25 protein-coding genes are annotated in these 24,870 nt (G+C 40.7%); 10 read left to right on the top strand and 15 right to left on the bottom strand.

The window, feature by feature from the left end; all coding sequences use genetic code 11:
- Window positions 1-4 precede the first annotated feature (4 nt).
- From modA (AC5SLP_RS08495) to AC5SLP_RS08470, 6 genes are read right to left on the bottom strand one after another with little or no spacing between them, the layout of a single operon-like run.
- On the bottom strand, window positions 5-712 hold the full coding sequence (gene modA / locus AC5SLP_RS08495; protein ID WP_495254732.1) for a molybdate ABC transporter substrate-binding protein: 708 nt from the start codon (window positions 710-712) through the stop codon (window positions 5-7).
- Window positions 709-1,575, bottom strand: a complete 867-nt coding sequence (locus AC5SLP_RS08490) for an ABC transporter ATP-binding protein (RefSeq protein WP_495254731.1) — start codon at window positions 1,573-1,575, stop codon at window positions 709-711. The genes modA (AC5SLP_RS08495) and AC5SLP_RS08490 overlap by 4 nt, the downstream gene beginning before the upstream one ends.
- A complete protein-coding gene (gene modB, locus AC5SLP_RS08485) occupies window positions 1,568-2,269 on the bottom strand; it encodes a molybdate ABC transporter permease subunit (protein WP_495254730.1) in 702 nt (233 codons plus the stop codon). The genes AC5SLP_RS08490 and modB overlap by 8 nt, the downstream gene beginning before the upstream one ends.
- Window positions 2,262-2,663, bottom strand: coding sequence for a TOBE domain-containing protein (locus AC5SLP_RS08480; RefSeq protein ID WP_495254729.1), 402 nt, complete (start codon window positions 2,661-2,663; stop codon window positions 2,262-2,264). Before AC5SLP_RS08480 ends, modB begins: the two co-directional genes overlap by 8 nt.
- Window positions 2,656-3,408 (bottom strand): molybdate ABC transporter substrate-binding protein, encoded by a 753-nt coding sequence (gene modA / locus AC5SLP_RS08475; protein WP_495254728.1) that lies wholly within the window; start codon window positions 3,406-3,408, stop codon window positions 2,656-2,658. The genes AC5SLP_RS08480 and modA (AC5SLP_RS08475) overlap by 8 nt, the downstream gene beginning before the upstream one ends.
- A gap of 10 nt (window positions 3,409-3,418) precedes the next feature.
- Window positions 3,419-4,198, bottom strand: coding sequence for a TOBE domain-containing protein (locus AC5SLP_RS08470; protein WP_495254727.1), 780 nt, complete (start codon window positions 4,196-4,198; stop codon window positions 3,419-3,421).
- A 216-nt stretch (window positions 4,199-4,414) separates the two neighbouring features.
- On the opposite strand from AC5SLP_RS08470, the gene AC5SLP_RS08465 reads away from it, so the two are divergent.
- On the top strand, window positions 4,415-5,326 hold the full coding sequence (locus tag AC5SLP_RS08465; RefSeq protein ID WP_495254726.1) for a D-alanyl-D-alanine carboxypeptidase family protein: 912 nt from the start codon (window positions 4,415-4,417) through the stop codon (window positions 5,324-5,326).
- Window positions 5,327-5,353: 27 nt separating this feature from the next.
- On the opposite strand, the gene proC is transcribed toward AC5SLP_RS08465, so the two are convergent.
- Window positions 5,354-6,103, bottom strand: a complete 750-nt coding sequence (gene proC / locus AC5SLP_RS08460) for a pyrroline-5-carboxylate reductase (protein WP_495254725.1) — start codon at window positions 6,101-6,103, stop codon at window positions 5,354-5,356.
- A 100-nt stretch (window positions 6,104-6,203) separates the two neighbouring features.
- Between proC and AC5SLP_RS08455 the strand changes: the two genes are divergently transcribed.
- From AC5SLP_RS08455 to AC5SLP_RS08440, 4 genes are read left to right on the top strand one after another with little or no spacing between them, the layout of a single operon-like run.
- Window positions 6,204-7,577 (top strand): efflux transporter outer membrane subunit, encoded by a 1,374-nt coding sequence (locus AC5SLP_RS08455; RefSeq protein ID WP_495254724.1) that lies wholly within the window; start codon window positions 6,204-6,206, stop codon window positions 7,575-7,577.
- A complete protein-coding gene (locus AC5SLP_RS08450; protein ID WP_495254723.1) occupies window positions 7,567-8,757 on the top strand; it encodes an efflux RND transporter periplasmic adaptor subunit in 1,191 nt (396 codons plus the stop codon). Before AC5SLP_RS08455 ends, AC5SLP_RS08450 begins: the two co-directional genes overlap by 11 nt.
- Window positions 8,757-11,849: an efflux RND transporter permease subunit gene (locus AC5SLP_RS08445; protein ID WP_495254722.1), complete on the top strand. Its 3,093-nt coding sequence runs from the start codon at window positions 8,757-8,759 to the stop codon at window positions 11,847-11,849. The genes AC5SLP_RS08450 and AC5SLP_RS08445 overlap by 1 nt, the downstream gene beginning before the upstream one ends.
- Window positions 11,850-11,854: 5 nt before the next feature.
- Entirely contained in the window at window positions 11,855-12,646 is a 792-nt protein-coding gene (locus tag AC5SLP_RS08440) for an RMD1 family protein (protein WP_495254721.1), read from the top strand.
- Window positions 12,647-12,666: 20 nt separating this feature from the next.
- On the opposite strand, the gene AC5SLP_RS08435 is transcribed toward AC5SLP_RS08440, so the two are convergent.
- The gene (locus AC5SLP_RS08435) at window positions 12,667-13,494 is read right to left on the bottom strand and encodes a mechanosensitive ion channel family protein (protein ID WP_495254720.1); all 828 of its coding nucleotides are present in this window, start codon (window positions 13,492-13,494) and stop codon (window positions 12,667-12,669) included.
- Window positions 13,495-13,671: 177 nt separating this feature from the next.
- On the opposite strand from AC5SLP_RS08435, the gene AC5SLP_RS08430 reads away from it, so the two are divergent.
- A complete protein-coding gene (locus tag AC5SLP_RS08430; RefSeq protein WP_495254719.1) occupies window positions 13,672-14,862 on the top strand; it encodes a GGDEF domain-containing protein in 1,191 nt (396 codons plus the stop codon).
- Here the strand turns inward: AC5SLP_RS08430 and AC5SLP_RS08425 are convergent.
- Window positions 14,859-15,260 (bottom strand): cupin domain-containing protein, encoded by a 402-nt coding sequence (locus AC5SLP_RS08425; RefSeq protein ID WP_495254718.1) that lies wholly within the window; start codon window positions 15,258-15,260, stop codon window positions 14,859-14,861. The two genes, AC5SLP_RS08430 and AC5SLP_RS08425, sit on opposite strands and share 4 nt — an antisense overlap.
- Before the next feature lie 128 nt (window positions 15,261-15,388).
- On the opposite strand from AC5SLP_RS08425, the gene AC5SLP_RS08420 reads away from it, so the two are divergent.
- Together AC5SLP_RS08420 and AC5SLP_RS08415 are read left to right on the top strand one after the other, a co-directional pair.
- The gene (locus AC5SLP_RS08420) at window positions 15,389-17,176 is read left to right on the top strand and encodes a DUF7380 domain-containing protein (protein ID WP_495254717.1); all 1,788 of its coding nucleotides are present in this window, start codon (window positions 15,389-15,391) and stop codon (window positions 17,174-17,176) included.
- 70 nt (window positions 17,177-17,246) lie between these two features.
- The gene (locus AC5SLP_RS08415) at window positions 17,247-17,585 is read left to right on the top strand and encodes a c-type cytochrome (RefSeq protein WP_495254716.1); all 339 of its coding nucleotides are present in this window, start codon (window positions 17,247-17,249) and stop codon (window positions 17,583-17,585) included.
- Between the two features lie 39 nt (window positions 17,586-17,624).
- On the opposite strand, the gene AC5SLP_RS08410 is transcribed toward AC5SLP_RS08415, so the two are convergent.
- On the bottom strand, window positions 17,625-18,308 hold the full coding sequence (locus AC5SLP_RS08410) for a tetratricopeptide repeat protein (RefSeq protein WP_495254715.1): 684 nt from the start codon (window positions 18,306-18,308) through the stop codon (window positions 17,625-17,627).
- A 127-nt stretch (window positions 18,309-18,435) separates the two neighbouring features.
- On the opposite strand from AC5SLP_RS08410, the gene AC5SLP_RS08405 reads away from it, so the two are divergent.
- Entirely contained in the window at window positions 18,436-19,287 is an 852-nt protein-coding gene (locus tag AC5SLP_RS08405) for a helix-turn-helix domain-containing protein (protein ID WP_495254714.1), read from the top strand.
- A gap of 20 nt (window positions 19,288-19,307) precedes the next feature.
- Here the strand turns inward: AC5SLP_RS08405 and AC5SLP_RS08400 are convergent, their stop codons facing one another.
- Genes AC5SLP_RS08400 through AC5SLP_RS08385 form a run of 4 tightly spaced genes read right to left on the bottom strand, consistent with a single transcriptional unit; the run spans window position 19,308 to window position 23,771 of the window.
- Entirely contained in the window at window positions 19,308-20,528 is a 1,221-nt protein-coding gene (locus tag AC5SLP_RS08400) for an ABC transporter permease (RefSeq protein WP_495254713.1), read from the bottom strand.
- Entirely contained in the window at window positions 20,525-21,235 is a 711-nt protein-coding gene (locus AC5SLP_RS08395) for an ABC transporter ATP-binding protein (protein ID WP_495254712.1), read from the bottom strand. The genes AC5SLP_RS08400 and AC5SLP_RS08395 overlap by 4 nt, the downstream gene beginning before the upstream one ends.
- Window positions 21,235-22,416, bottom strand: a complete 1,182-nt coding sequence (locus AC5SLP_RS08390) for an efflux RND transporter periplasmic adaptor subunit (protein ID WP_495254711.1) — start codon at window positions 22,414-22,416, stop codon at window positions 21,235-21,237. The genes AC5SLP_RS08395 and AC5SLP_RS08390 overlap by 1 nt, the downstream gene beginning before the upstream one ends.
- A 2-nt stretch (window positions 22,417-22,418) precedes the next feature.
- The gene (locus tag AC5SLP_RS08385; RefSeq protein ID WP_495254710.1) at window positions 22,419-23,771 is read right to left on the bottom strand and encodes a TolC family protein; all 1,353 of its coding nucleotides are present in this window, start codon (window positions 23,769-23,771) and stop codon (window positions 22,419-22,421) included.
- 126 nt (window positions 23,772-23,897) lie between these two features.
- On the opposite strand from AC5SLP_RS08385, the gene AC5SLP_RS08380 reads away from it, so the two are divergent.
- Window positions 23,898-24,515: a LysE family translocator gene (locus tag AC5SLP_RS08380; RefSeq protein WP_495254709.1), complete on the top strand. Its 618-nt coding sequence runs from the start codon at window positions 23,898-23,900 to the stop codon at window positions 24,513-24,515.
- Here the strand turns inward: AC5SLP_RS08380 and AC5SLP_RS08375 are convergent.
- A complete protein-coding gene (locus AC5SLP_RS08375; RefSeq protein ID WP_495254708.1) occupies window positions 24,495-24,854 on the bottom strand; it encodes a bacteriohemerythrin in 360 nt (119 codons plus the stop codon). The two genes, AC5SLP_RS08380 and AC5SLP_RS08375, sit on opposite strands and share 21 nt — an antisense overlap.
- Between the last annotated feature and the right edge of the window lie 16 nt (window positions 24,855-24,870).

The following is a 24,870-nucleotide window of genomic DNA, read 5'->3' as shown; positions in this document are numbered from 1 at the left end:
AATATCAAAGTCCATATTTAGCGAAAACTGCTTTGGCTTCAGGTGATGTCAAAAACTGTAAAAACGCGTGACATTGATTATCCGCTTTGCAACTACTCAAGCTTCCTGCAACAATTTCAATGGGAGTGTAATATGCTTGGGGAATTTCGATATATCCGCCCAACTTCTCTTTGCTGTCCAAGGCTGCTGTTAAATTCATAATCCCTGCATCCACCTCTTTGGTACTGACATAAGCGCTTACTTGGGGTACGGTTGCAACGATTAACAGTTTTGATTTGACAGCCTCATACAATTGACTCTTTTCCAAAAACTCCATTCCTGCACCGCCATAAATGGCTTTTTTCACTTCAGGCATAGCAATCGATTTGATACGAGCATCTTTTAAATCTTCCCATTTTTCAAAAGGAACATCCTTCGCATATGCTATGACAGCTCGTCCTAATCCAATCGTTTGATAAGCTTCAAACGTTAAGGCTTGCTGTTTTTTCAAAAATTTTTTATCGGCAATGACCAGAGCAATTTCCGCTTGCTTCGCATGCGCAAAAATTTGCGCCATATTGCCATATACGGCATCCACCGTCCCATGTTTTGCTTCATAGAGTTTAATCACCTCTTGAACAGGTTTTTTATACCCAGCGCCTACGGCAATTTTTAAAGTATCTGCCAGACCAATGCTGATGAAAATAAAACATACAATCCATAAAACTCTCATCTCTTTTCCTTTTGTGACTGAATGATAGGTGCAAATGCTTTCGTACTCAGGTTTACAATATCTCCTACTTGTAGCTCTTTGGCTTCGCTTTCATCTAATACAACTTCCACCAATTGTTGTCCAATACTCACAATGGCAACGAAAATGACATCGACTTTGACAATGTCCAAAAGTTCACCCTCAAAAGAAAATTTTTGAGAGCCTTGCGTACGGAGCAGAACATCTTTGGCCGCACCGTCTTGGATGACTTTTCCTTGAGAGAGAACAATCACACGGTTACTTAATCGATACATTTCGCTCGGATCATGACTGACCATAATCGTTGTGGTTTCAAACTCTTTATGCAAAGTCAATATCTCGTGTTGCAATTTGAGTCGCATAGCAGGATCAAGTGCGGAGAGAGGTTCATCCATCAAAAGAAGCTTGGGACGATTCATCATCGCTCGACATAAACTCACACGTTGCTTCTGCCCACCAGAAAGAGTGGAAGGTGCACGATGGGCTAACTCGCTTAGTTCGGTGAGACTTAAGAGTTTATGCGCTAACGTGGCATCTTTTTTGACAAAAAGAAGGTTATCCAAAACACTCATATTGGGGAAAAGTGCATAGTCTTGGAAAACAAAACCGATACCTCGCTCTTGGACTGAGCGTGATTGCGTGCCATCAAGCCACAGCTCATCATTGACTCTGATTTTTCCCTCTGCACTCTCAAGCCCTGCTAAGATACGAAGCAGCGTCGTTTTACCGCTACCACTTTGCCCTGAAAGCGCTATAAAATGCTGTTTTTCAATGGTAAGATTGACCTCTAAATCCATTTTACCCAAAGAGCCCAAAAGCTCTTTTTGGACATTGATTTCAATCATGCATACCTCCTAAATGGTGCTTTTGCTTTCCATTAAATATATACACACTCAAAAGCACCACAAAGCTAAGCGCTACCATAATGCCACTGTAAATATGAGCACTCGTGTAGTCCATGATTTCAACCATTTCATAAATAGCTACCGAAGCGACTTTTGTATTGCCAGGAATACTCCCTCCAACCATTAAAACGACACCAAATTCACCTACGGTATGCGCAAACGTAATAATAATGGCGGTCAATAAAGAGGGTTTAATATTGGGTAATGCCACGCGAAGCAGGGTCGTTATTTTACTTTTACCTGCAATATAAGACGCTTCTAGCATATTTTTTGGCAAACTTTCAAAACCACTTTGTAAAGGTTGCACCATAAAAGGCAGCGAGTAACAACAACTGGCTATCACCAACCCTGTAAAATTGAAAACCAGTTTGATGCCAAAAACGTTTTGAAAAAATGCGCCTAAGGGCGAATTATAAGAGAGGGTATAGAGCAAATAAAAACCTAAAACCGATGGAGGCAAGACAATAGGCAACGCGGTAATAGCCTCAAAGATAGGTTTATAGCGTGACCTGCTTTGCGAAAGCGACCATGCTAAAAAAAGGGAAACGATAAACAAAATTGTGGTTGTGATAATCGCCAATTTAAATGAAATCAGAAACGGTGTGAATTCAAGATGTGAAAATTTTTCAAACATCGTGCACCTCTAAAACAAACAATTCGCTGGCTTTAATTAAAATGGTAACCTCATCACCCACACTCAAATTCATACGTTTGGCTGAAGCACATGTAATAAAACTTTGAAGTGTTTGACCTTTTACATGTAAAACAATACTGCTTAATAATTTCCCATTTTCAATGCGTTCAATCGTCGCTTGCAGTTGATTAGAATAGCTCAATGCACCACTCAAATCTTTTGCCAAAGCGACATGTGAAGGCTTAACGCCAAGGGTTACATGGCTTTTTACATGTAATCCCTTTGGCAAATCAAGTCCCATCATTTTTAAAGGAGTCCCTTCACAATCAAAACTAATGATGTGAAGGTTTTGCTCTCCCTCAATATGGGTTACAACAGCTTGAAGCTTAGTCATTGACGATATATCCAAAATCTTTTAGAATTGCTTTTGCTTTTGCATTGGTGAGAACAAAGTCATAAAATGCTTTTGCTTCCGCATTGTTTTGCGCTTGTTTTAAAACGACAACACCTTGAGCAATAGGTGTGTAAAGTTTTGGATCAACGCTTATCCACTCTTTTCCTTCTTTATAGGCTTTCATTTTATCGCTGTAAAATGCTGATTTATTTACAAAACCAACATCGGCTGCCGTTGTTGCAAATTGTACGGTTTGAGAGATACTCTCGCCAAAAACCAACTTAGATTCGATGGCATCATAGACTTTGGCATTTTTAAACGCTTCCACAGCCGCCGTTCCATACGGAGCTGTTTTTGGATTTGCGATAGCAACTTTACCCACTTTGGCGTCGGTTAAGATACTCAATCCTTTACTCAAATCAAGACCTTTGACACTCATCATAGCCAATGCCCCACTTGCATAAACCACAGGCTTTGTCACAGCTAATTTTTCAGCGTACAAAGCTTCTGGAAATTTCATATCGGCACTAAAGAAAAGATCAAACGGTGCACCATTTTTCATTTGAGCCGTTAATTTTCCACTCGAACCTAAAACCGTATTGATTTTAGTGTTTGGGTTTGTTTTGGCAAATTCACCTTTGAGCACTTCTATCGCATCGGTCATATTGGCCGCCACAGCGATACTAATCTCCCCTGCAAGCAAGGAAACAGACAATACAAAACTACTGATAAACAGTTTTAACATGATAACTCCTTTATTTTCCGATTAAGATACTACTGGATTTAATAATCGCACACACACGACACCCAATACTAAGGCCTAAGTTTCTAACAGAGTCCGTAGTAATGGTTGCAACGACAACATCATTTTGACCGATATCAATGCTGACTTGTGCATTGACTTCACCGAGTTTAATGTCGGTAACGACACCTGCTAATTTATTGCGAGCACTGGTTGCGACATCAAGAGCATTGGAAATGAGAACCGATGAAGCTTTAATGATGCCGACCACTTCATCCCCAATATGTAAACCCAACTCCTCAACAGCACTATTGGTAATCGTAGAAACAAGCACGACACCACTTTTGAGCACAATGCTCACCTCTGCATTGACTTTTGCCTGTTTAATCTCGCCGATTTTACCCATCAGCTGATTTCGCGCACTGATTTGCATAGCAATCCTTTGTATGTGTTTGAGCGAATGCATCTCAAAATTGCTCACATCAGAGAGTCTGGCTAAAAACCGCTCATACTCTTTTTTTAAAATGGCGTAATTGGCAACAACTTCTGTCCCAAGGGGGGTTAATGTTGTTCCACCGCCGCCACTTCCTCCTGTTATACGCACAACTAAAGGTTTATTGGAGAGATTGTTCATGGTATCTACCGCTTCCCATGCCGCCTTATAGCTGAGTCCTACCATTTTTGCAGCGCTGCTAATAGAACCTGTAATGGCGATGGCTTCCAATAATTTGACACGTTTTTCAAGAAGTGCAGGCTTATCAAAGCTCATCAATCCAGTAGAGATACCTTCCATGCTTCTTCCTTATATAGTAAAAGTATATAACGATAGCGACTCGTTTAAAACTTTTCGAACATTATAGCGATATAACCTTAAGAGTTATAACGCTTCATGGTGAATTTTTGAGCACAGATAAAAATTTCATCAAAATGGCTAAAGTAGCCATTTTCAAAGGAAAGATTTAAGTTTTTTTCACTAAAATCAAACAAACTATTTCCAAAAAAGAGCAGCATGATTAAACCACTTTTAACGCTTTTCTGCAGCGTATGTCTAATGTCTTCCACACTCAGTGCAAACTATCTCGATAAAGAGACTGCCAATCGCATCCGTAAAAATACAGATGCCATTATTGCTAAAGATTTAACCAGCAAACAGTTAATTTTTGCCAAAGATGAGCAAAAGATTAATCAACCTGCCAGTCTTACTAAAATCATGACCTCTATGTTGGCACTTGAAAGTGGTCGCATGAACGATGTGGTGACAATCACGCGTGAGATGACGCATGTTGAACCTACCAAAGCTAATTTACGCATCGGTGAGAAATTTTACTTAAGAGATTTAGTCAAGGCAGCTATGGTTATGTCAGCCAATGATGCGGCAATGGCTATTGGTGTTTATCTAGGCGATGGCAATGTCGATAATTTTGTTAAAGAGATGAACGCAAAAGCTAAAAAAATTGGCATGAAAAATACACACTTTACCAATCCATGCGGATTTGACATAGGCAATCACTACTCAACCGCACTTGATCTTTTAACACTCAGCGAATATGCTATTAAAAATAATAATTTCAATGAAATCGCAAAATTAAAACGTTACGACTTTCGCTCTCTCAACACAAAACGCGCTTATGCCGCTTATACGCATAATAGACTTCTCAATAATTATAAATACGCAGTGGGTATTAAAACAGGTTACACTCAAAAAGCAGGACCGTGTTTGATTGCCCGTGCTAAAAAAGATAATAGAGATATTTTAGTGGTAATGCTCAATTCTGAACACCGTTGGAATGATATACGCACCATTTTTGAAGATGTTTTACCCGATATTACAGATACAAGGTCAGCGTCTAAAAAACCCGCTGCACCTAGTACAAAGCAAACGAAAAAAACCAGTAAGAAAAAAGCACATACGATTGCATAAAGGCTTGTTTTACAAGCCTTTATAATTCTATTTTTTTCCTAGACTTTTTGCTCTTTCATACGAAGCTTCCATCGCTTTGATAAAACTATCGCGTACTTTTCCCTCTTCGAGTTTCAGATACCCCGCTACAGTTGTACCCGAAGGTGACATGACTTTATCTTTTAAAATGGCGGGATGCTCGTGTTGAAGCACAGCGCCCATACCTTCAAACAATGCCGCAATCATCGGATAGGTTAAATCACGTTTCAATCCTAAATTCACCGCGCCATCGCTTAATGCTTCAGCAACCAACGCGACCCATGCGGGTGCGCATCCTGCTAGTCCCATTGCAATATCTAGCTCTTTTTCGCTCTCTAACCAAAAACAACTTCCTATCGTCCCTAAAATGCGTAAAGCATTCTCTTTGAGTGCTTCATCGCCACAGACGGAAGTAGCGGATTTTTGCACAGAAGCCGCCATATTAGGCATAGAGCGAATATAATGCTTTGCATTAATGCCCTTTCGCAACTGCTCAAGGCTAATACCCGCCATAATGGAAATTACACCTTTGGCACACCCTTGCGTTTTAAACGAAGCAAAAGCTTGAGGTTTAATGGCTAAAATAACGGTATAACCATCTAAAGAGGGAGTTTCTGTTAAAATAGTAATGGAAGGATACATTTCATGAATCTTTTTTGCGCGTTCAGGGTTACGCACCACGACACTAAGATCATTGACATGTAATCCTTGAAGCATTGCTCCACCCATGTTACCTGCGCCAATTAGGAGTAATTTCATTGGTTATCCTCGTTTTTTAAAAATTATAACGCATTTAGCGTTACATTTTGTTAATACACCGCAAGGTATAATAATAACTCACTACTTATTGGGAGTCTTGATGAAACAGCTCGTTTATATCGCTTTGTTTAGTATTGCCATCACACTTAGCGGTTGTATCTCGCCTACACCACAACCTATTCATTCACCGCCGCCTTTCGACTCTAAAATCGACCCATGGTGGCAAGAGTTGCACGATACAACGCTCAACCAACTGGTCGATGAAGCGTTAAAACAAAGCCTAAGTTTTCAAGCCGCACAGCAACGCGTTTTACAAGCATATGCAACATTGCACACCAAACAAGCCGCCAATTTCCCCAGTCTCTCTCTTTCTGGTTCAGTAACGAAAGAGCGAGAACTAAGAGGCATAGAAACACAAAAAGAGAGCTATTCTGCAACCCTTGGTGCATCGTATGAAGTGGATTTATTTGGTAAACGCTCCGATAGCATTGATGCACAACAAGCAACGTATCGTGCGAGTTATGAAGCCATGCAAGTGAGTGGCATCTCTTTAGTCGCTGAACTTGCCAATGCGTGGTACACCTTAGCATATAAGAAAGAGAGCTTAGCACTTTTAAATGACCAAAAGGATGTTGCCACTAAGATTTTAGCGCTCACAAAACTCAAACATGAAAGTGGAAAAAACTCCATCACAGACGTTTGGCAACAAGAACAATATATCAAAAATCTTGAAGCACAAAAAATTACGTTAGAAGGCGATATTCAAACACAAATACGCGCACTCAATCTTCTTTTAGGGCGCTCTGTTTTAGAAGAGTTACCGCAAGCATCTTTGGCAAAATTGATTGTATTACCGCCACAACCTGCTGTGGGTATTCCTGCAACCAAATTGTTGCAACGCCCCGATGTCAAACAAGCATTTTATACCCTAACCTCTGCCAATGCCGCACTCTCTGAAGCGATTAAAAACCAATACCCATCCCTTAATATTTCGCTCTCAAGCATTGCCACATCATCGCAGTTTTCCAATGTTCTCGATACGATTATCGGCAGTGCCGTTGCAAGTCTTAGCGGAACGCTTTTTGATGCAGGTGCAAAAGAGTCCTTAGTGAAAAAAGCGCTGTTTACGTCTAATGAATATACATTGACATACAAACAAACGCTCCTTGAAGCATTTGGTGAAGTAGAAGATGCCCTAGAAGCCGAAAAGACACAAACACAATACCTCAACCAACTCAACGAACGTGTCGCTCTTGCCCAAGTAATTTTTGAACGCCAAAAAGCCAAATACGAATACGGTGTAGAAACCTACTTAAACGTTCTTAATGCACAAGCGAGTTTGCAAGAGTTAGAACAAACCAAGCTTTCAAAACAACAAAACCTTATTAGCGAACGCATTGCTTTGCACCGCGCTTTAGCAGGTGGCCTTTTAGACTATGATGTGAAACAAGAATGGAGAAAGTATGACAACTAAAAAAATTATCATCAATATAACCGCTTCGGTTTTAATCATCGCTTTTGGGGTAGGAGCCGCTAAGTATCTTCTTAGCACTGCGCCGCAAGCACAAAAACAAAAGCGCCAAATCACAGGAACCATTGTCGAAGTTGTTCAGATAAAGTCCTCCTCCCAAGAGGTCATTCTTCCTGTTATTGGAACCATTGAAGCTTCACAAAAAACAACGATTGCCTCTAAAGTTTCGGGTAAAATCATACAAACACACCCCAATTTTACACTCGGTAGTTTTGTTAAAAAAGGAGAACTCTTAGCACAAATCGACCCTGTGGATTATCAATCAGCAGTTGATGAAATCAAAGCAAAACTCCTTTCCGCGAAAGCATCTGAGATGATTGAAATGGGACAACAAGAGAGCGCTAAAAAAGAGTTAGAACTCTCCAAAGAAAATCCCACAGGACTGAGTCGCGCTTTAATTTTACGCGAACCGCAACTTGCTCAAGTCAAAGCAACCATCATGGAACTAGAAGCCTCCTATGCTAGTGCACTCAATAACCTTAAAGAGACAAGTATCAAAGCGCCATATGATGGTGTGATTATCACAAAATCAGCCGAACTGGGTAGCTATGTCTCCACACAAAGTACCCTACTTGAACTTGTTTCAACCGATGAATTTTGGATGCGTGTTACACTGCCTGTCTCTTATTTGAAATTTTTGGATACCACCGATGCCAAAGCACTTTCACACATCAAAGTAACGCTTCTGTCGAATACCAATCACCCTTTACATGTAAAAGCAAATCTGCTTAAAATCTTGCCTGATCTTGATAGCACCACCAAACAAGCCAAACTCTTAATAGGTGTGCACGATCCTTTTGGACTTAAAGAGTCCAGAAAAGAAAAACATGCTTTATTGTTAGGAGAAACGCTGCAAGCCACGATTGCAGGGAAACGTTTTGATGCTATTTATGCATTACCGGCATCATTACTACGTCCCAACAACACCGTTTGGGTGATGGATGAAAACAAAACACTTGCCATCAAACCTGTCGAAGTGTTGTATAAGAACCCTCAACAAGTGCTGATTACCTCAGGCATCACAGAAAACGACCACATCATCTCGACGTACCTTACCGCACCCATTTCTGGCATGAACTTAGTCAATCTTGCCACAGTGTCCAAACCAAAAAAAGGTGAATAATGCGTAAAGAGCAAAATTCGATTATTGCATGGTTGGTACATAATAAAGTCACTGCAAATCTATTCATGCTTATCTTTTTGATTGGCGGCATCTATATGAGCTTTTATATCAAAAAAGAGGTTTTCCCCGAGTTTGATTTAGATATGGTGACCATTAATGTCGCGTATCCTGGGGCAAGTCCTGAAGAGGTCGAACAAGGCATTATCTTAGCGGTGGAAGAAGAAATTCGCAGTATTGAAGGGGTCAAAGAAGTTACCGCAACCGCCAAAGAGGGAGTTGCTCAAATTGTGGCGGAACTTTCAGAAGGAAGCAATAAAAACAGAACCTATCAAGACATTAAACAAGCGGTTGATAGCATTACGACATTCCCTGAAGATGCTGAAAAGCCTATTATCTCCATGACCATGCGCAAAAGACGCGTTGTCTCCTTAGCCATTATGGGTGACAATGACCCCATGGTTTTACGCGAAATGGCAGAAAAAGTACGCGATAAACTGTTGCAAAGTGAGGGTATCAGCCAAGTTGAACTGGTGGGAGCAAGGTCATATGAAATTGAAATCGCACTCAATAAATTGGCACTGGAAAAGTACGGTCTGTCTATGCAAAATGTCGCTGACATTGTTGAAAAGCAATCGGTTGAGCTTTCAGGCGGTAGTGTCAAAAGTAACGCAGGTGATATTTTACTGCGTGTGAAAACACGCCGCATTAGCGCGGCTAAGTTTGAGACCTTACCGCTATTAACCAGTAGTACCGGAGAGACTATTCGCTTAGGGGATGTCGCACGCATTAAAGATACCTTTGTGGATGACAATATCTATTTTACGTATAACAATAAACCCGCCATTGAGATTGAAGTCTATCGTTTGGGAAAAGAGACTCCAAAAAGTGTTTCAGAGGCGACACTCAAAGCCGTAGAAGCCATTTCAAAAGACCTTCCCGCACCTTATGAACTAAAAATCAATGACGACAGTTCTAAAATTTACGATGCCAGATTGGAACTTCTTTTAAACAATGGTATGCTGGGACTTGCGCTTGTTTTGATTATTTTAGGTGCTTTTTTGGAATTCAAACTCGCATTTTGGGTCTCGCTTGGTATTCCGACTTCCTTTTTGGGTTCTTTGTTATTTCTTCAATATTTTGGTGTATCCATCAATATGGTCTCTATGTTTGCCTTCATTGTCGCATTGGGAATTGTTGTGGATGATGCCATTATTGTGGGTGAAAATGTCTATGAATACCGCCAACGGGGAATGAACTACATTGAAGCGGCGATTCAAGGAACCAAAGATGTCGCGGTTCCTGTCACGTTTAGTATCTTAACCAATGTGGTAGCGTTCATCCCGCTTCTTTTTGTACCGGGTATGTTTGGCAAGATGTTTTATCCTATTCCCATCGTTGTTGCAACGGTTTTTACAATTTCGTGGCTGGAAGCACTGTTTATTTTACCTGCCCACTTGGCGTTTAAAAAAGAGGCGCAAAAAGGAGGGTTTGCACATAAACTTTGGCTACAACAACAAAAGGTAGCACGTGCCTTTGATCGTTTTGTTGAAACGATTTACAAACCGTTTTTGCTCTTTTGTGTCCATAATCGTTACAGCACCATCATCACAGGTTTTGTTATTTTAGCGCTCGTTTTGGCGTATGCCATCAGTGGTCGTTTAGGCTTTGAGATGATGCCGCGCGTTGAGTCCAATCGAGCGGTTGTCTATGCCACGCTTCCTATTGGTGTGCCACATGCCACTATCGAAGCCGTTAATCAAAAAATTATTCAAGCGGGACTTAAGACCATTGCCGAGGTCAATGAACCTGACCTCAATCAAGGCTATAAAAGCAAAATTGACGACAACCAAATCCAAGTGACTTTTTATCTGCAAGATGGTGAAAAACGCAAGATTTCAACCAGTGATTTTAATACAAAATGGCGCCAAAATTTAGGCCAACTCGCAGGTATCGAATCGATGATTTTCAAAAAAGATATCGGAGGGCCTGGAGGCGGAAGAGCGGCTTTAACGATTGAGCTTAGTCATAGCAATAACACGCTTTTAGACCAAGCATGTGAAACGTTAGCCAACGACTTACGCAGCTTTGCCATCGCAAAAGATATTGATGATGGAACCTCTTCGGGCAAACGTCAAATTGACTTTGAGCTTTTGCCTTTAGGTGAAAAACTTGGCTTGAGCGCTTATGAAATTGCGCGACAAGTGCGTTATACCACCTATGGAAAAGAAGCCATTCGTGAACAACACGGACGCAATGAAGTTAAAATCATGGTACGACAAGATGCGCTTGAACGGGATAATGAAGCCAATATCGACAACATCAAAATCAAAACCAGTAGCGGCGGATTTGTGCGCCTTGGTGATGTTGCCAAACGCATTGAAGGCAATGCCTATACGCACATTTTACGACGCGATGGCAAACGCATCATCAATGTAACCGCCAATGTTGAGCCAGAGCGTGACACGCCTATTCTTATCCAAGCGCTTAATGAAACCTACATTCCACAATTGGAACAAAAATACCCTGAGCTACAAGTCTCCTATCAAGGGCGTCAAGCAGAAACCAAAGAGAGCAGTCAAAGCTTGATGGCAAGCTTCTTACTGGTGTTAGCGGTTTTATACGTGATGCTTGCGATTCCGTTTGCAAGTTACACGCAACCGCTTATCATTATGCTTGCCATTCCATTTGGTATCGTTGGGGCATTTTTAGGGCATATGCTTTTAGGTTATAGTTTGAGTATGGTCAGTGCCTTGGGTATCGTGGCACTGTGTGGCGTTGTGGTAAATGATACACTGGTGATGGTAGATTATTCAAATATCATGCGAAAAGAGGGACATTCACCCCTTGAAGCGATCATTCTTGCGGCAACCAGACGTTTTCGCCCTATTTTCTTGACCACAGCAACCACGTTTGGAGGGCTAGCCCCCATGATTTACGAGACATCCATTCAAGCTAAATTTATGATCCCTATGGCAATTTCACTGGGTTATGGTATATTATTCTCAACGGTTATTTCGTTGGTTTTTGTTCCCGCTATTTACATGATGCTTGAAGATGCAAAAAGCTTTTTTCATAAGACGAAAAAGGAGTAAACACGATGGATACCAAATACTCACTCATCTCTATTTATCTTCCACTCTCCTACTCAAGGCATGAGATAGAAACGCGCTTGGTCTGCTCTTTTAAAAAAGGCATTGAAAAAGCGTTTTACTATGAATACCGTGAGACCTATTTGGTGTATACCCAATTTAATGTCTTGACCTTCATTAATTGGAGTAAAGAAGAGATTATCAAAGCGCTGGAAAAACTGGATATTAAAGAAGCGGCCTTGTTTGAACAACGCACGATTTATCAAGATTATCCTATCCTAATTGACCCTACATTAGACGTTACATGTAAAGTCAGTAATGAACAAATTGTCCTAAAAGAGCCTTTGAGTCTCTATCTTATTATCATCGCGCTAGTTATTTCGCAAAGCGTGGGGTTAGAAAAATACGAACAAGACCTCAATCTTCATTTTGAACGTAGCCAACAGTTGCTTGATTTAACAAAAAGTTATTCTCTGCTGAAGCGCTCAAAACTTATCGAATTTGCACGCAGTCTCACCGTCATCAGGCATGGAATGGTCAGTGACCTGCTTTTGCTGGATAAGCCCAATATTTTGTGGGACAACGAAGAAGCGGAGAAATTGTACAACCGCCTCTCTTCCATCCTAGAACTTAAAGACCGTTTTGAAATTGTCGAACATAAACTCTCCAATCTCAAAGAAGACATTAGTATGGCTTTAGACCTTTTCAATCACAAACACAGCGAATTTTTAGAGTGGATTATCATCGTACTAATTGGATTTGAAATCGTGATGGGGCTTATTGAGTTTGTGCGTCACTAAAGAATAAGCCCCCTACTACGCTAGCGTTTCTCGGTGAGCATACGCACTTCACGTTGAGGATAAGGAATGTGAATCTCATGGGCAAGCAATGCGTTAAAAATAGCCAAGTTTACCTCATACTGAAGTTTAAAATAACGCTTTGTCGGAACCCAATAACGAAGCCCAAGGTCAATGGAACTCTCCCCAAAATTAGCAATTCCCACAATAGGCTTTTGCTCTTTAGAAACCTCAGAAAAGCTTGCTAAAACGGTATGAATCACATCAATTGCTTTTTGGGGTGCACTCTCATAAGCGATACCAATCCCCGATTCAACGACTCTGTATTCAAACGAATTGACTAAAACATCGCCTATCATCTTTTTATTTGGAACAGTAATCAACTCTTCATCTTCATTACGAAGCATGGTATATGCAAGCTTTATCTCTTCCACCACGCCATAAACCCCTGCAACAGAGAGGGTATCGCCTACTTTAAATGGACGACTGATAATCAGTAAAATTCCCGCGGCATAATTGGAAACACTGCCTTGAAGCGCTAATCCTGCCGTGAGTGATGCTGCACCGATAGCTGCGACGAACGGAGCGATGGAAATGCCAATTTTGCCAAGGGCTATCACGCTCATCGCGGCAAAAACAAGCACTTTAGCAACACTGGCTAGAAACTTTCCTAAGGTCATGTCAAAATGGTGTCTTTCAAAAACACGCATCAAAAGGTTGTAGGTATATTTCGCCGCAAACCAACCCATCAAAATAATAATCAGCGCACCAATAAGCTGAAAACTATACGTTGTTAAAAACTCAATAATGATGGTATAAAACTTTTGAAGGCTTTGAAATTCTTGTTCCATTGCAGTCTCCTTGTCCGTTGATTGCATAATTATAACAAAAAGCATGGTTGAGACCTTCTCTTTGTGCCAAGAATTTCCAAGATGTTTACATGTAAAGATAAATATTTAATAAAGTATTAAAGTAGTATTATTTTGATTTCTAATAATCCACATATTTTAAGAAGTTGCAAAAAAGAGATGAATTCACTGCAAAAGTTACTATTTTTCGGTATTCCACACGATACAATTCACTCCAAAGAGTTAAGAGCCCGTGTCAATCTCGAACGCTCAAAAATATACTTTAGTAACACCAAAGGAAGCTTGAATGCACTTTTTTTAGGATTATTTCTGGCTATTGTGCTGCTCTCATTTTTTAACGTCCCTACACCTTACATCGTTGTGTGGGCTATCGCACTTTCGAGTTTGGGTTTTGTTGTTTATTTCTATGAAACCGCGATTATCAGAGCAGGATTTTACCAAGAGAAATTAGCTTATCAAGTCTTAATACGTCTCTTGATAGGTTTTTGTATCGCATTGGTTTGGGGATTTTTTGCACAACTAATGCCCAAGGAATCGATGCTAGGCTATACGCTTTCTTACATCGCAATGTCTACGTTTATTAACGTTGGTATGCTCAGTTACAGCATCTTGCCTTTGCAGTATTTGGTCTACTTTATAGGCGCGCTGATTCCTTTGGAAGTGAAACTTTGCATCAATTTTCTAGCGTCGCATGACTCGTTTTATCTTGTATTGGCTACCGTTTTTTTTATTTGTGAAATTGTCCTCTTACGAAAAGCGCTCATTAATTCTAAAACAGCGATTCAAGCGCTCATTCTCAACGAGAAATTAAAAGACGAAATATCCAAACATACAGAAGCGCAATCGCATATTGAGTTTTTAGCCTACCACGACCACCTCACAGGCGTATGGAATCGCCGTTATATCGAGTCATTTTTAAATGAATTGGCGTATAACACGAACTTACACCAAAAACATTTTGGCATTATGCTGATTGATATTAACTACTTTAAACCTATTAATGACACCTACGGGCATAATTTTGGGGATGAACTGCTGACATGTTTCGCGCACCATCTTCAAAAGCAGTTACTATACAATGCGCTACTTGGACGCTTTGGTGGCGACGAGTTTATCATCATCTTTGAAAAAATTACTTCATACCAAGAGTTAGAAACGTATGGGATTGCGTTAAAAAAAGCGCTTTACCAAACTTATACCATCAACGATATTACTGTCGATAGTAGTGCCAGTGTGGGTTGGGCCATTTTCCCTGAAGATGCCAATGACATCGAAACACTCATCAATGTTGCGGATGAGCGTATGTACGAAGACAAAAAACTTGACCACCAACGCGCTGTCAATTTTTAGCGTTTGATCGCCAATGCACTCTCTTTGGTACCGGCATAAAACACAACGATTTCAGCAGGTTCATCGCCTTCATTCACACCATAATGCCACGTATTGACCACTTCGACAATCGCTTCTCCGGCTTTGAGTTCTAAGGTTTTATTCTCATCTGTAACAACTTTCAGCGTGCCTTTAAGCAAATATCCCGCATTAATGATAGGGTGCTTATGAAGCGGTAATGTCGCATGTGCGGGAATGGTGATTTTCAAAACAGAAATCTCGGGCATCTCTTTAGGATACGCCGGCAATGTGGCACCATCCCAACTTTTATCTGTTTTGGCAAGTGTGATGGACTGCACATCGCCTGCGGCAAAACTGCACGAAACGATGAAGAAAAAACACCAAAGTACTTTTTGCATAATCAACCTTTTTATGGGAGTTCGAGGCCTATTTTACTTTACATGTAAAATGTTGTCAAGGATAGTGGAAATCTTTACTTATAAAAATAATTGACGTAGAATAAGGGAAATACTTTGGAGATATTACGATGACCAGAGAAGAATGTAAAAATGCGCCCTTAATACTCCAAAGTTTTATAACTATTCAAAACCAAATTGAATATCAAGAAGATTGTTATGATTTTTCATCGATCTTTCATCGATTAGTGCAAGATAGCGATGATCCAACTATCGCAAGAATTTGTTTTTTAATGGGTGATCTATGTTCAATGATGTTAGTACCGCAGAGTCAAAGTGAACCTTTTGGCGCAATGGTAAAATGGCATGATGGACATCGTTCAGCAATACTTGATGATTTCATTACAGAGGAATTAGATTTTTTTGAACTCGTACTCCCTGAATGTAAAGCATACCAAATCAAAGCTCGTATTGCCGATGTCTTATGGACATTAAAACGAGGCAAAGCTATCGATTTTGCAAAAATTGCTATTGAAAATTATCAAAAATATTTACTTTCCCACGACACAATCCATCATGCTGGGAAAGCATGGCAACGCGCATTATTACTAGCCTTAACTATTAATCAACCTACTGAAAACCTCACTAATCCTATTTTGGAACACATTAAAAACGCTTCGAGTCAAGACAATTTTTATTTAATGCATCTCGTAGAAATCTTAGATGTTGCTAAATTGCGAAGAGAAGATATAGAAATTGTTGTGGCTCAACTTGAAACAGTCGCACAACAATTTCAAGCGCAAAAACTATACAATCAAAGTACACGTTATTACCAATGTGCTTTAAAATGGGCTAGAAAACTACAAAATAAAGAACTATGCTATAAGATGCTCTATGAAATAGGTTTTTCTTTTTATCAAAATGCCCTTGCCCAACCCTATGAGTTTCAAAGTACATCAGATTATGAAAATGCACTTCAAACCTTTAGACAAATTCCAAAAAAATATCGTGATACAGATGACATCAATACTCTTATAGCTGTGATTGAAAGAAAAATCCCTGAATCAAATCAAATCGCATTAGAATATATGCAAAGAATGGAAACTAAAATAGACACTAAAGAGATGGTTGAATACAGTGAAAAAGCCGTATCCAATCAGCCAAAATTTAAAACGCTACATATTTTTGCTAACTTAATTCATATACCAACCAAAGAATATTTTAAAAAGCAAGCGCAAGAGCATATCCAACAATTTCCCATGCAACATTTATTCAGTGGCGTGCATATAAATCATGACGGAAGAATCATAGCCAAGACACCTTCAATAGATTTAGCGGAGAGCCTGACAGATAATTTTGATGCACTATTTCCTACAATGGTACAGAACTATAAAAATTATATTGAACTTACCGCTAAAGCATATATTGCACCTGCCCTTTTTCAGCTATTGCTTGAACATCGCATTACCAAGGAAGATTTATATCACATTTGTGATAACTCAACACTGATTCCTAAAGAAAGGATCGATATATGGGTTGAAGGCTTATGGCAAGGTTTTGAACTTAACTTTTTAGTTGCTATTCATCTTCTAATTCCACAAATCGAGCATTTTGTTCGATCACAATTAAAGGTTAGAGGGGCTAAAACAACAATAATTGATAAAGAAGGGATTGAAACAGAACAAGGATTATCTACATTATTAGATAAGGAAGATGTACAACTTTTTTTAGATGATAGTTTACTGTTTGAGTTGCACGTTTTATTAACAAAACCACTCGGTTACAATTTTAGAAACAATCTAGCACATGGATTATCTGAAGTAGGAGAACTAAACTCATACCCAACTGCATATGTATGGTGGTTATGCCTGAAATTGGTTGTTAATAACAATAGTTTTGATTTCAATATAAAAAAATAACTATTGAGATATAAAAATATATTTAGAATTTCCTTTTCTACAATTATTTAAAAATATGGGGATTTTTTCAATGCGTCATCTTTGTTTTCTACTTTTAATAGTTCTTTCACTTCATGCCGCCACACTGGGCGAGACGCTCTTTCATGGCAACTGTGTGACATGCCACGATGTCTCAAAAGCAAATTCCGCACCTGCGATACAAGACGTTCAAACACGCTACAAACAACGCTTCGATACCAAGAAAAAATTTACAGCCTTCATGGTAGCATGGCTACAAAAGCCTGATGCGAAAAGTGCCATCATGCAAGAAGCAGTCAATAAATTTGGTCTGATGCCTACGCTTGGTTATGATGAAGAGACCCTTTATGAGATTGCTCAATTTCTCTACACTACGTCCTTTAAAGACTAAACAACATTTTACATGTAAAATGTTGTTTGAGATATGCCTCTAATACCACGAGCTATTTTTCATGGATTCATAATTTTTGCAACCGATTTCATTGCCTAATTTGCAGGCTTGTTGAAAAAGCTCATACGCTTTTTGTGCATTGGTATTGACACCTTTTCCATTCATATACATGATGCCAAGGGTTGAACATGCATCCGCATCTTTTGCGTCACATGCTTTTTGGTAATACATCGCAGCATACGTGTCGTTATCATCTTGGTCATACAATAATCCTAAATGAGCGCAACTTCGTCCATCTCCACCATCGCACGCTTTATCGTAAAAATCGACGGCTTGTTGCATATCTTCTTCCACACCTGTACCATTTTCGTACAGCTTGGCTAAACTTGCACACGCACTCGCGCGTCCTAACTCGCACCCTTTGAGGTAGAGTTCAGAAGCCTTCGCATAATTGGTTCCTGCATGTCCATTTTCATACATATACCCTAGCGTTTCACAGCCTTCACCTAAACCCATTTTGCAAGCCTGTTCATATAAACTGCGCGCATGTTTAAAGTTTTGAGACACGCCATCTCCTAAATGGTACATGATGCCAAGGTCCAAACACGCCTGCGCATCACCTTTGTCACACGCATTTTGAAAACTGCTTTCGCGCGCAAAGTCAAACGCATACACACTCATCGTAAAAGCCAGTAGTGTGCTGAGTAACCATAGTTTTCGCATACACTTCTCCTTGCCTTTGTTTTAATTATGATAGCCCAAATACTCATTAAAAACACTAAAATTATTTTTTATAAAACAGATGAAACATGTTAAAATCTTCTCCTAAAGAAACAGATGAGGAATATCGATGATGCAACGCAATACAAAAAACCAACGCACACCAACGTTACCGACCTCATCACGCATGATTTCTTACCCTGAAGCGCCTTTTCTCACAATCCGTCTTACCCAAAACAGTGACCGTCCGTACGAAGCCCATGCGCATCCGACACTCTCGATTGGTTTTATGCTTGAGGGTGAAACACTTTTTCACACCCCCGAAGGTGAATTTAGGCTTGCGCATGGCTCCCTTGCCATTATCGAACCGCATCTTCAACACACCTGCAATCCTTTGCCCAAACAGAGTCGAAGTTATGTGATGGTTTATATTGATGCGGCTCTTTGCACCACGTTACAAGCTAAGCATTTTAACAACAAAACACTGCTACCACTTCGTGCCCCACTTGTGTTTCATAAAGAGTTGTACGAGACATTTACACGCATTATCCTCTCACTTTTAGAAACTTATACACCTTTACATGTAAAAAATTTCCTAGCATGGTTGGAAGCATTTTTGGAGCTTTACTCATTCGATGCTCCCGTACCAAAAATGCCAATCTCGTTACAAAAAGTTGCCTACTTTTTAGAAAATAGGCTGGATGAGCCTATTCGTTTGAGTGATTTAGCAAAGCGCTTTGGTTTTAATACGTTCTCTTTGATACGTCAGTTTAAAAAAGCGTATGGATGTACACCCAAACACTATTGGCTCGATGCGCGCATTCACCATGCCAAAACATTACTGCATGAGGGTGTTTCCCTCTCGTTGTGTGCTTTGTATTGCGGGTTTGTCGATCAAAGCCATTTTCACCGCTTTTTCAAACGTAAAACAGCACTAACGCCTAAAGAGTACCAGCAAAGCTTTAATAACCCACTTTCATAAGAAGCAAAAACGTAAAATTCTTATTGGTAACGAAGGGCTTCAATCGGCTCTAGATTAGCCGCTTTACGTGCAGGATAAAAGCCAAAAAAGACACCCACTCCTGTTGCCACCAAGAAAGAAATTACGATGGAGCTTTGCGTAATCACAATTGTGATAGGAAAAAAATGCGCTACCACATAAGCGCCTCCCACACCAACACAGACCCCAATAAAACAGCCAATAATCGAAATCATCAATGCTTCAAGTAAAAACTGCATCAAAATATGATTTTGTTTTGCGCCAATAGCAACGCGAATACCAATCTCCCTTGTGCGCTCAGTCACGGAAACAAGCATGATATTCATAATACCAATGCCGCCTACTAAAAGCGATATAGAAGCAATGGCCGCTAACATTAAGGACATCGCTTTGGTGGTCTCTTCTGCGGTATTAGCCAGAGCGGTTAAGTTCCGAATCGTAAAGTCATCATCCACGTTGGCTCGTAATTTATGGCGCTCTCTTAAGAGCTGCTGCATCTGTTTCTCTGCTTGGTCCATAACATTTTCAGACATGGCTTCAACCATAATAAAACGCACAACGCCTTTAAATTGGCTACCAAATAGTTTGGTTTGTGCCGTCGTCAGAGGTACCATCGCCGTATCGTCTTGATCTCTTCCGTCTAAACTCTGCCCTTTTGAAGCCAACACGCCTAGGACGATATAGGGGCTATTTTTAATACGTATGGTTTTACCCACAGGGTCTTCATCTCCAAAAAGATTTTGGGCAACGGTTTTACCAAGCACAACCACACGCGTCGCACCCCTGACATCCGAGTCGGTAAAAGGATAGCCTTGATCAATATTCCAATCGCGCACTTCAAAAAAAGAAGGTGTCGTGCCTAGTATTTGCGTGTACCAGTTGGAAGATTGATAGACCATTTGAGCCGAACCCGGTACCACTGGAGCGGTTGCGGCAATAGAAGAGAGGTCGCTAATGGCATTGGCATCATTAAACGTCAGCGTTTGAACACCTCCACTTCCGATGCGAACACCTCCTGAAGTCATGGAACCTGCAAGCACGATAAAAAGATTGCTTCCCATCGAAGCGATAGATTGCTTCACGGCAGCTTGGGTTCCTGCGCCAATGGAGGACATTAAAATAACAGCGCCCACGCCGATGACCATACCTAACATCGTTAAAAAAGTACGCAAGCGGTTTGCGCCCATAGCGCTCCACGCTTCAAGAAGCATTATCCAACTCATAAGTTCTTCTCCATCATGCGCTTGGTTGGTCCGTCGTGTTGGATACGCCCATCCACAAAATTGATGAGTCTTTTAGCATACTCGGCAATATCAGGCTCATGCGTGACTAAAACAATGGTAATGTTCTCTTTTTCATTCAGTTCCGTAAAAAGTTGCATAATTTCTTGGCTGGTTTTGGTGTCGAGATTGCCCGTTGGTTCATCCGCTAAAATCAATTTGGGACGATTGACTAACGCCCTCGCAATTGCAACGCGCTGTTGTTGGCCTCCTGAGATTTGTGTCGGCAAGTACGTCCCAAACGCTTCTAATCCAACACTTTTTAGTACCTCTTTGGCTCTTTTCTTACGCTCACTCATCCCAATGCCTGCATAGACAAGCGGCAAAGCGACATTATCAATCAAATTTTTACGCGGTAAAAGATTAAACCCTTGAAACACAAAGCCTATCACATGATTGCGCAGGGTTGCCAGGGCATTTTTGCTTAAAATTGTGGTACTGGTCTGATTGAGAAAATACTCCCCCGAAGTGGCTTTATCCAGACAGCCTAAAATATTCATAAACGTCGATTTTCCTGAACCAGAAGGTCCCATAATCGCAACAAACTCGCCGCTGTTAATCGCAATATCAACCCCTTTAAGAACAACGACTTCCCCCGCATCGGTATGGTAGTTTTTGGTTAAATGCTCAATGCGAATAATCTCTTCCATTAAAACGGTCTTCCAAGTGTCGCTGGTTTTTTATTTTGAGCATTGGAGGCTTTTATCTCCTCTACAATGATAGAATCACCTGCTTTTAAGGTATCTGAAATAACTTCCGTTAAACGGTTATCGGTAATGCCAAGCGTGACAGGTAATGCTTTAGGCACGCCATTTTCCAAGACATACACTGTTCCCATTTTCGTGGACGGTTTTTCTCGTTTACGTTGAGATGCTTTACCTTCCACTCCCACACTCTCTTTAACAGCGCTTGGTTTGTAACGAAGTGCCGCATTGGGTACGAGTAAAACATTTTTCTTCTCAGCGATAATGACATTGACATACGCGGTCATTCCTGGTGCTAAAATTTCATCTGGATTTTCGACTTGAACCACCACGTCATATGTGACAACATTGGAAACGGTTGTCGCATTAAGGCGAACTTGTTTGACGATACCATTAAAAGTACGGTTAGGAAATGCATCGACAGCAAAACTCACCACTTGTCCCTCTTTGATGCGTCCAATATCGGCTTCGGCAAAGCTCGAGTCAATTTGCATTTTACGTAAATCTTGAGCAATTTTAAAAAGGACTGGCGCTTGTAAGCTTGCAGCAACGGTTTGTCCCACATCGATTTGTCTGTCGATGACAACGCCTGAAACGGGTGATTTTATCACCGTATAGGCCAAATTAGTAGCATCTTTTTGGCGTTGCGCTTTGGCAAGTTCTACTGCCGCTTGCGCTGCTTTGAGTGATTGTATGGATGTATCTAAATCTTGTTTAGAGATGTATTGTTGCACATAAAGCTCACGCGAACGTTTAGCATTGGCGAAGGCTAACTCATACGTTGCTTCTGCACTTTTGACATTGGCTTCACTTTGTGCCAATTGTGCTTCAAATAAAGCAGGGTCCAGTTCCGCTAAGACTTGACCTTCGATCACTCTGTCGTTAAAATCTGCATGCAATCGAATAATCTTTCCAGAAACTTGCGAACCAACGCTTACAAGAACCAGTGGATTAAGCGTACCATTGGCTGAAACCATTTGTGTCAAATCACCTTGTTCGATGCTTTGCAATTTATACTTGGCTTCGGGTGGCACGGTATTCCACTTTTCCCACATCCAGACCGCCACAATACCAATACCACAAAGCAAGATGAGAAAACTCCATTTATTCCATAGATACTTTTGCATTCTTAGTGTCCTTTGAGTTGTGAGAAATCAAGCCCGCCCATTGCTTTTGCCAGAGCCGCTTTAGTAATATACCAATTATAGAGTGATTGTACATATTCTTGTCGCGCACTTGCGAGCGCACTTTGCGCATTAAGCAGGTCTAAGATGGAGCCAACTCCTGCTTTATAACGTCCCATTGCCATATCGTGCGATGCTTCTGCACTCATGACCAAGTCACGGCTTGCATCAATGGCTTGCGTTTCACTCATGAGCGTTTGATACGTCTGATAGACATCTAAAGCAACATCATGACTCAGTTTTTCATATTCGACTTCACTTTGGCGGAGTTGTTCTTGAGCTGCTTGTATTTTATACTTAGTGTTATAGCCTGTAAAAATTGGAATAGAAACATACAACCCAATGCTAGATGTTCGTGAAGAGTGCGACAAGACTGTTGTATCGGTATTTCCTACGGAAGATGAGAGCGAAAAGGTTGGCATGTTGTCTGCTTTAGCGGCTTTCACGCTGGCTTCATACGCCTTGATTTTTGCTTGCGCCGCCAACAGGTCAGGATGCTTGCCTTGCGCCTCTTGCATGAGGGTATGGATGTTCTTGGTAAACTCCTCCGTAGGAGGCTTCAGGGAGGGTTGCTGTAACGCTAATGCATCATCGGGTGCTAGGTTCATAGCACTTGCCAATGCACCTTGGGCACTTTTGACACTGCCTTGCGCTTTAATACGATTGAGCATCGCTTGTGAATACGCCGTTTGCGCTTGTAACATGTCCGCTTTGGTGGTTGTACCAACACGCAGCCTTGTGTTGGCAGCACTTAAACTCTCTTTGGCATACTGTTCCGCTTCTTGAAATGCTTCCAATGATGCTTGCGCGCCAAAAAGAGCGTAGTACGATTGAACGGCTTGTAAAAAAACACTCTGAATGGTACTGTCTTGCGATGCCAATGCGGCGTTTAATAACTGCTTTGCATTTTCTAGGGTTGCATCGCGTTTTCCAAAATCATACAGTAAATAAGAGAGTGTTAAAGAAGCATTGTCTTGATTTCCCGTTTTCGTTTCACTGCTTTCCACCTGAGCGATAGAACCCGTCGCACTCAGGGTTGGAAGAAAAGAAGATTGATTGGCGCCTACCAAGGCGGCTTGATACAGCGCAGCTTGCCACGCTATCTTGGTTTGAGGATTATTGCATAACGATTGATTGACAACGTCTTCAAGACTCAAAGGACGCGTCATGTCAATTTTATGACATGCCAATAAAGAGGGAGTTGTGACTAATGCTTGTGTATCAAAAGGGTCGTTTTCCCCTGCGATACCGCTGATAAGAGACGTTGCGATGAGACATCCGATTAAAGTGATGCGCATTGATGTGTCCACATTGAAAATTTACGACATTATACATCCAGAGTATTAACACGTCATTTACATTGTCAATTTTATACAAGAAAAAAAATGCAAAATTCTTTATGCTTCCATCCAAAAAGGAATAGCATGCCAAGTTCACAACTCTTAACACTCAGTTCCATCTATTTTTTGGCGCTTCTTAGCCCAGGACAAGATTTTTTTCTTATTATCAAACATGCGTTGTATCATGGATACCGTAAAGCATGGTGGAGCGTTTTCGGTATCGCCAGTGGCAATGCACTTTACATCGCTTTGGCATACATGGGACATGCGCTTTTAGCGCGTTATCCGCTTATTGTTTCGAGCATCGAATTAGGCGGTGCACTCTTCTTAGCCTACCTTGGTTTTTTACTGCTTTTTGCGCCCAAACCAGCGTTGGAAAAGACATTACATGTAAAAAGCAAAATAGCGTTTAAACTCTTTAGTCAAGGGCTTTTATCGGCATTACTTAACCCTAAGAATATTCTATTTTATTTTTCACTGCTCTTTACAATTATTGAGCCACAAACGCTTTTACATGTAAAAATTTTTTATGCCCTGTGGATGGTTACGATGTTACTTGGATGGGATATGTTCATCGCTTTTTTATTTGGCAACCCAAACGCTCTTTCGTATCTTCATTGGCTCTATCCATTGCAAAAAATTATTGGACTAGGACTGATAGGTTTTTCAGGAGTAGCACTTTCAAAGTTCTTGGCGCTTTAAAAACATCGCCAGTTGTGAATCAATCGTGCGTATGTGCAAGTCAAACCGCTCTGCAATACCATTTTTGATGTAGTTTTTTGCAAAGAGTGTGTTGCCAAGAAGTGCCATCTCATAAAAGCGTTGCATCTCTGCTAAGATTGTGTGATGCTCGTCACAATGCTCGCGATAACCATAAAAATTGTACGCCTGCATCAAGCTTTCTTCATGCGCAAAATGCTCTTTTGTGTAATCAATCAGATGTAAAAAAGAGGCTTCAAAATGGGCAAAGTCAAAGGAAGAGAGAATCGCTTCGCTTTGTTCATGGTAACCATCTAGCAAGGGACAATTTAAAGACAGCATGCATCACTCCTTGAAA

Source organism: Sulfurospirillum sp. E15m (genome assembly GCF_059415145.1).
This window is presented reverse-complemented; position numbering and strand designations above follow the sequence as displayed.

What these genes read in the sequence shown, in the direction of transcription:
- modA (WP_495254732.1), bottom strand. Translation starts at nt 712, where the DNA reads ATGAGAGTTTTATGGATTGTATGTTTTATTTTCATCAGCATTGGTCTG.
- AC5SLP_RS08490 (WP_495254731.1), bottom strand. Translation starts at nt 1,575, where the DNA reads ATGATTGAAATCAATGTCCAAAAAGAGCTTTTGGGCTCTTTGGGTAAA.
- modB (WP_495254730.1), bottom strand. Translation starts at nt 2,269, where the DNA reads ATGTTTGAAAAATTTTCACATCTTGAATTCACACCGTTTCTGATTTCA.
- AC5SLP_RS08480 (WP_495254729.1), bottom strand. Translation starts at nt 2,663, where the DNA reads ATGACTAAGCTTCAAGCTGTTGTAACCCATATTGAGGGAGAGCAAAAC.
- modA (WP_495254728.1), bottom strand. Translation starts at nt 3,408, where the DNA reads ATGTTAAAACTGTTTATCAGTAGTTTTGTATTGTCTGTTTCCTTGCTT.
- AC5SLP_RS08470 (WP_495254727.1), bottom strand. Translation starts at nt 4,198, where the DNA reads ATGGAAGGTATCTCTACTGGATTGATGAGCTTTGATAAGCCTGCACTT.
- AC5SLP_RS08465 (WP_495254726.1), top strand. Translation starts at nt 4,415, where the DNA reads ATGATTAAACCACTTTTAACGCTTTTCTGCAGCGTATGTCTAATGTCT.
- proC (WP_495254725.1), bottom strand. Translation starts at nt 6,103, where the DNA reads ATGAAATTACTCCTAATTGGCGCAGGTAACATGGGTGGAGCAATGCTT.
- AC5SLP_RS08455 (WP_495254724.1), top strand. Translation starts at nt 6,204, where the DNA reads ATGAAACAGCTCGTTTATATCGCTTTGTTTAGTATTGCCATCACACTT.
- AC5SLP_RS08450 (WP_495254723.1), top strand. Translation starts at nt 7,567, where the DNA reads ATGACAACTAAAAAAATTATCATCAATATAACCGCTTCGGTTTTAATC.
- AC5SLP_RS08445 (WP_495254722.1), top strand. Translation starts at nt 8,757, where the DNA reads ATGCGTAAAGAGCAAAATTCGATTATTGCATGGTTGGTACATAATAAA.
- AC5SLP_RS08440 (WP_495254721.1), top strand. Translation starts at nt 11,855, where the DNA reads ATGGATACCAAATACTCACTCATCTCTATTTATCTTCCACTCTCCTAC.
- AC5SLP_RS08435 (WP_495254720.1), bottom strand. Translation starts at nt 13,494, where the DNA reads ATGGAACAAGAATTTCAAAGCCTTCAAAAGTTTTATACCATCATTATT.
- AC5SLP_RS08430 (WP_495254719.1), top strand. Translation starts at nt 13,672, where the DNA reads ATGAATTCACTGCAAAAGTTACTATTTTTCGGTATTCCACACGATACA.
- AC5SLP_RS08425 (WP_495254718.1), bottom strand. Translation starts at nt 15,260, where the DNA reads ATGCAAAAAGTACTTTGGTGTTTTTTCTTCATCGTTTCGTGCAGTTTT.
- AC5SLP_RS08420 (WP_495254717.1), top strand. Translation starts at nt 15,389, where the DNA reads ATGACCAGAGAAGAATGTAAAAATGCGCCCTTAATACTCCAAAGTTTT.
- AC5SLP_RS08415 (WP_495254716.1), top strand. Translation starts at nt 17,247, where the DNA reads ATGCGTCATCTTTGTTTTCTACTTTTAATAGTTCTTTCACTTCATGCC.
- AC5SLP_RS08410 (WP_495254715.1), bottom strand. Translation starts at nt 18,308, where the DNA reads ATGCGAAAACTATGGTTACTCAGCACACTACTGGCTTTTACGATGAGT.
- AC5SLP_RS08405 (WP_495254714.1), top strand. Translation starts at nt 18,436, where the DNA reads ATGATGCAACGCAATACAAAAAACCAACGCACACCAACGTTACCGACC.
- AC5SLP_RS08400 (WP_495254713.1), bottom strand. Translation starts at nt 20,528, where the DNA reads ATGAGTTGGATAATGCTTCTTGAAGCGTGGAGCGCTATGGGCGCAAAC.
- AC5SLP_RS08395 (WP_495254712.1), bottom strand. Translation starts at nt 21,235, where the DNA reads ATGGAAGAGATTATTCGCATTGAGCATTTAACCAAAAACTACCATACC.
- AC5SLP_RS08390 (WP_495254711.1), bottom strand. Translation starts at nt 22,416, where the DNA reads ATGCAAAAGTATCTATGGAATAAATGGAGTTTTCTCATCTTGCTTTGT.
- AC5SLP_RS08385 (WP_495254710.1), bottom strand. Translation starts at nt 23,771, where the DNA reads ATGCGCATCACTTTAATCGGATGTCTCATCGCAACGTCTCTTATCAGC.
- AC5SLP_RS08380 (WP_495254709.1), top strand. Translation starts at nt 23,898, where the DNA reads ATGCCAAGTTCACAACTCTTAACACTCAGTTCCATCTATTTTTTGGCG.
- AC5SLP_RS08375 (WP_495254708.1), bottom strand. Translation starts at nt 24,854, where the DNA reads ATGCTGTCTTTAAATTGTCCCTTGCTAGATGGTTACCATGAACAAAGC.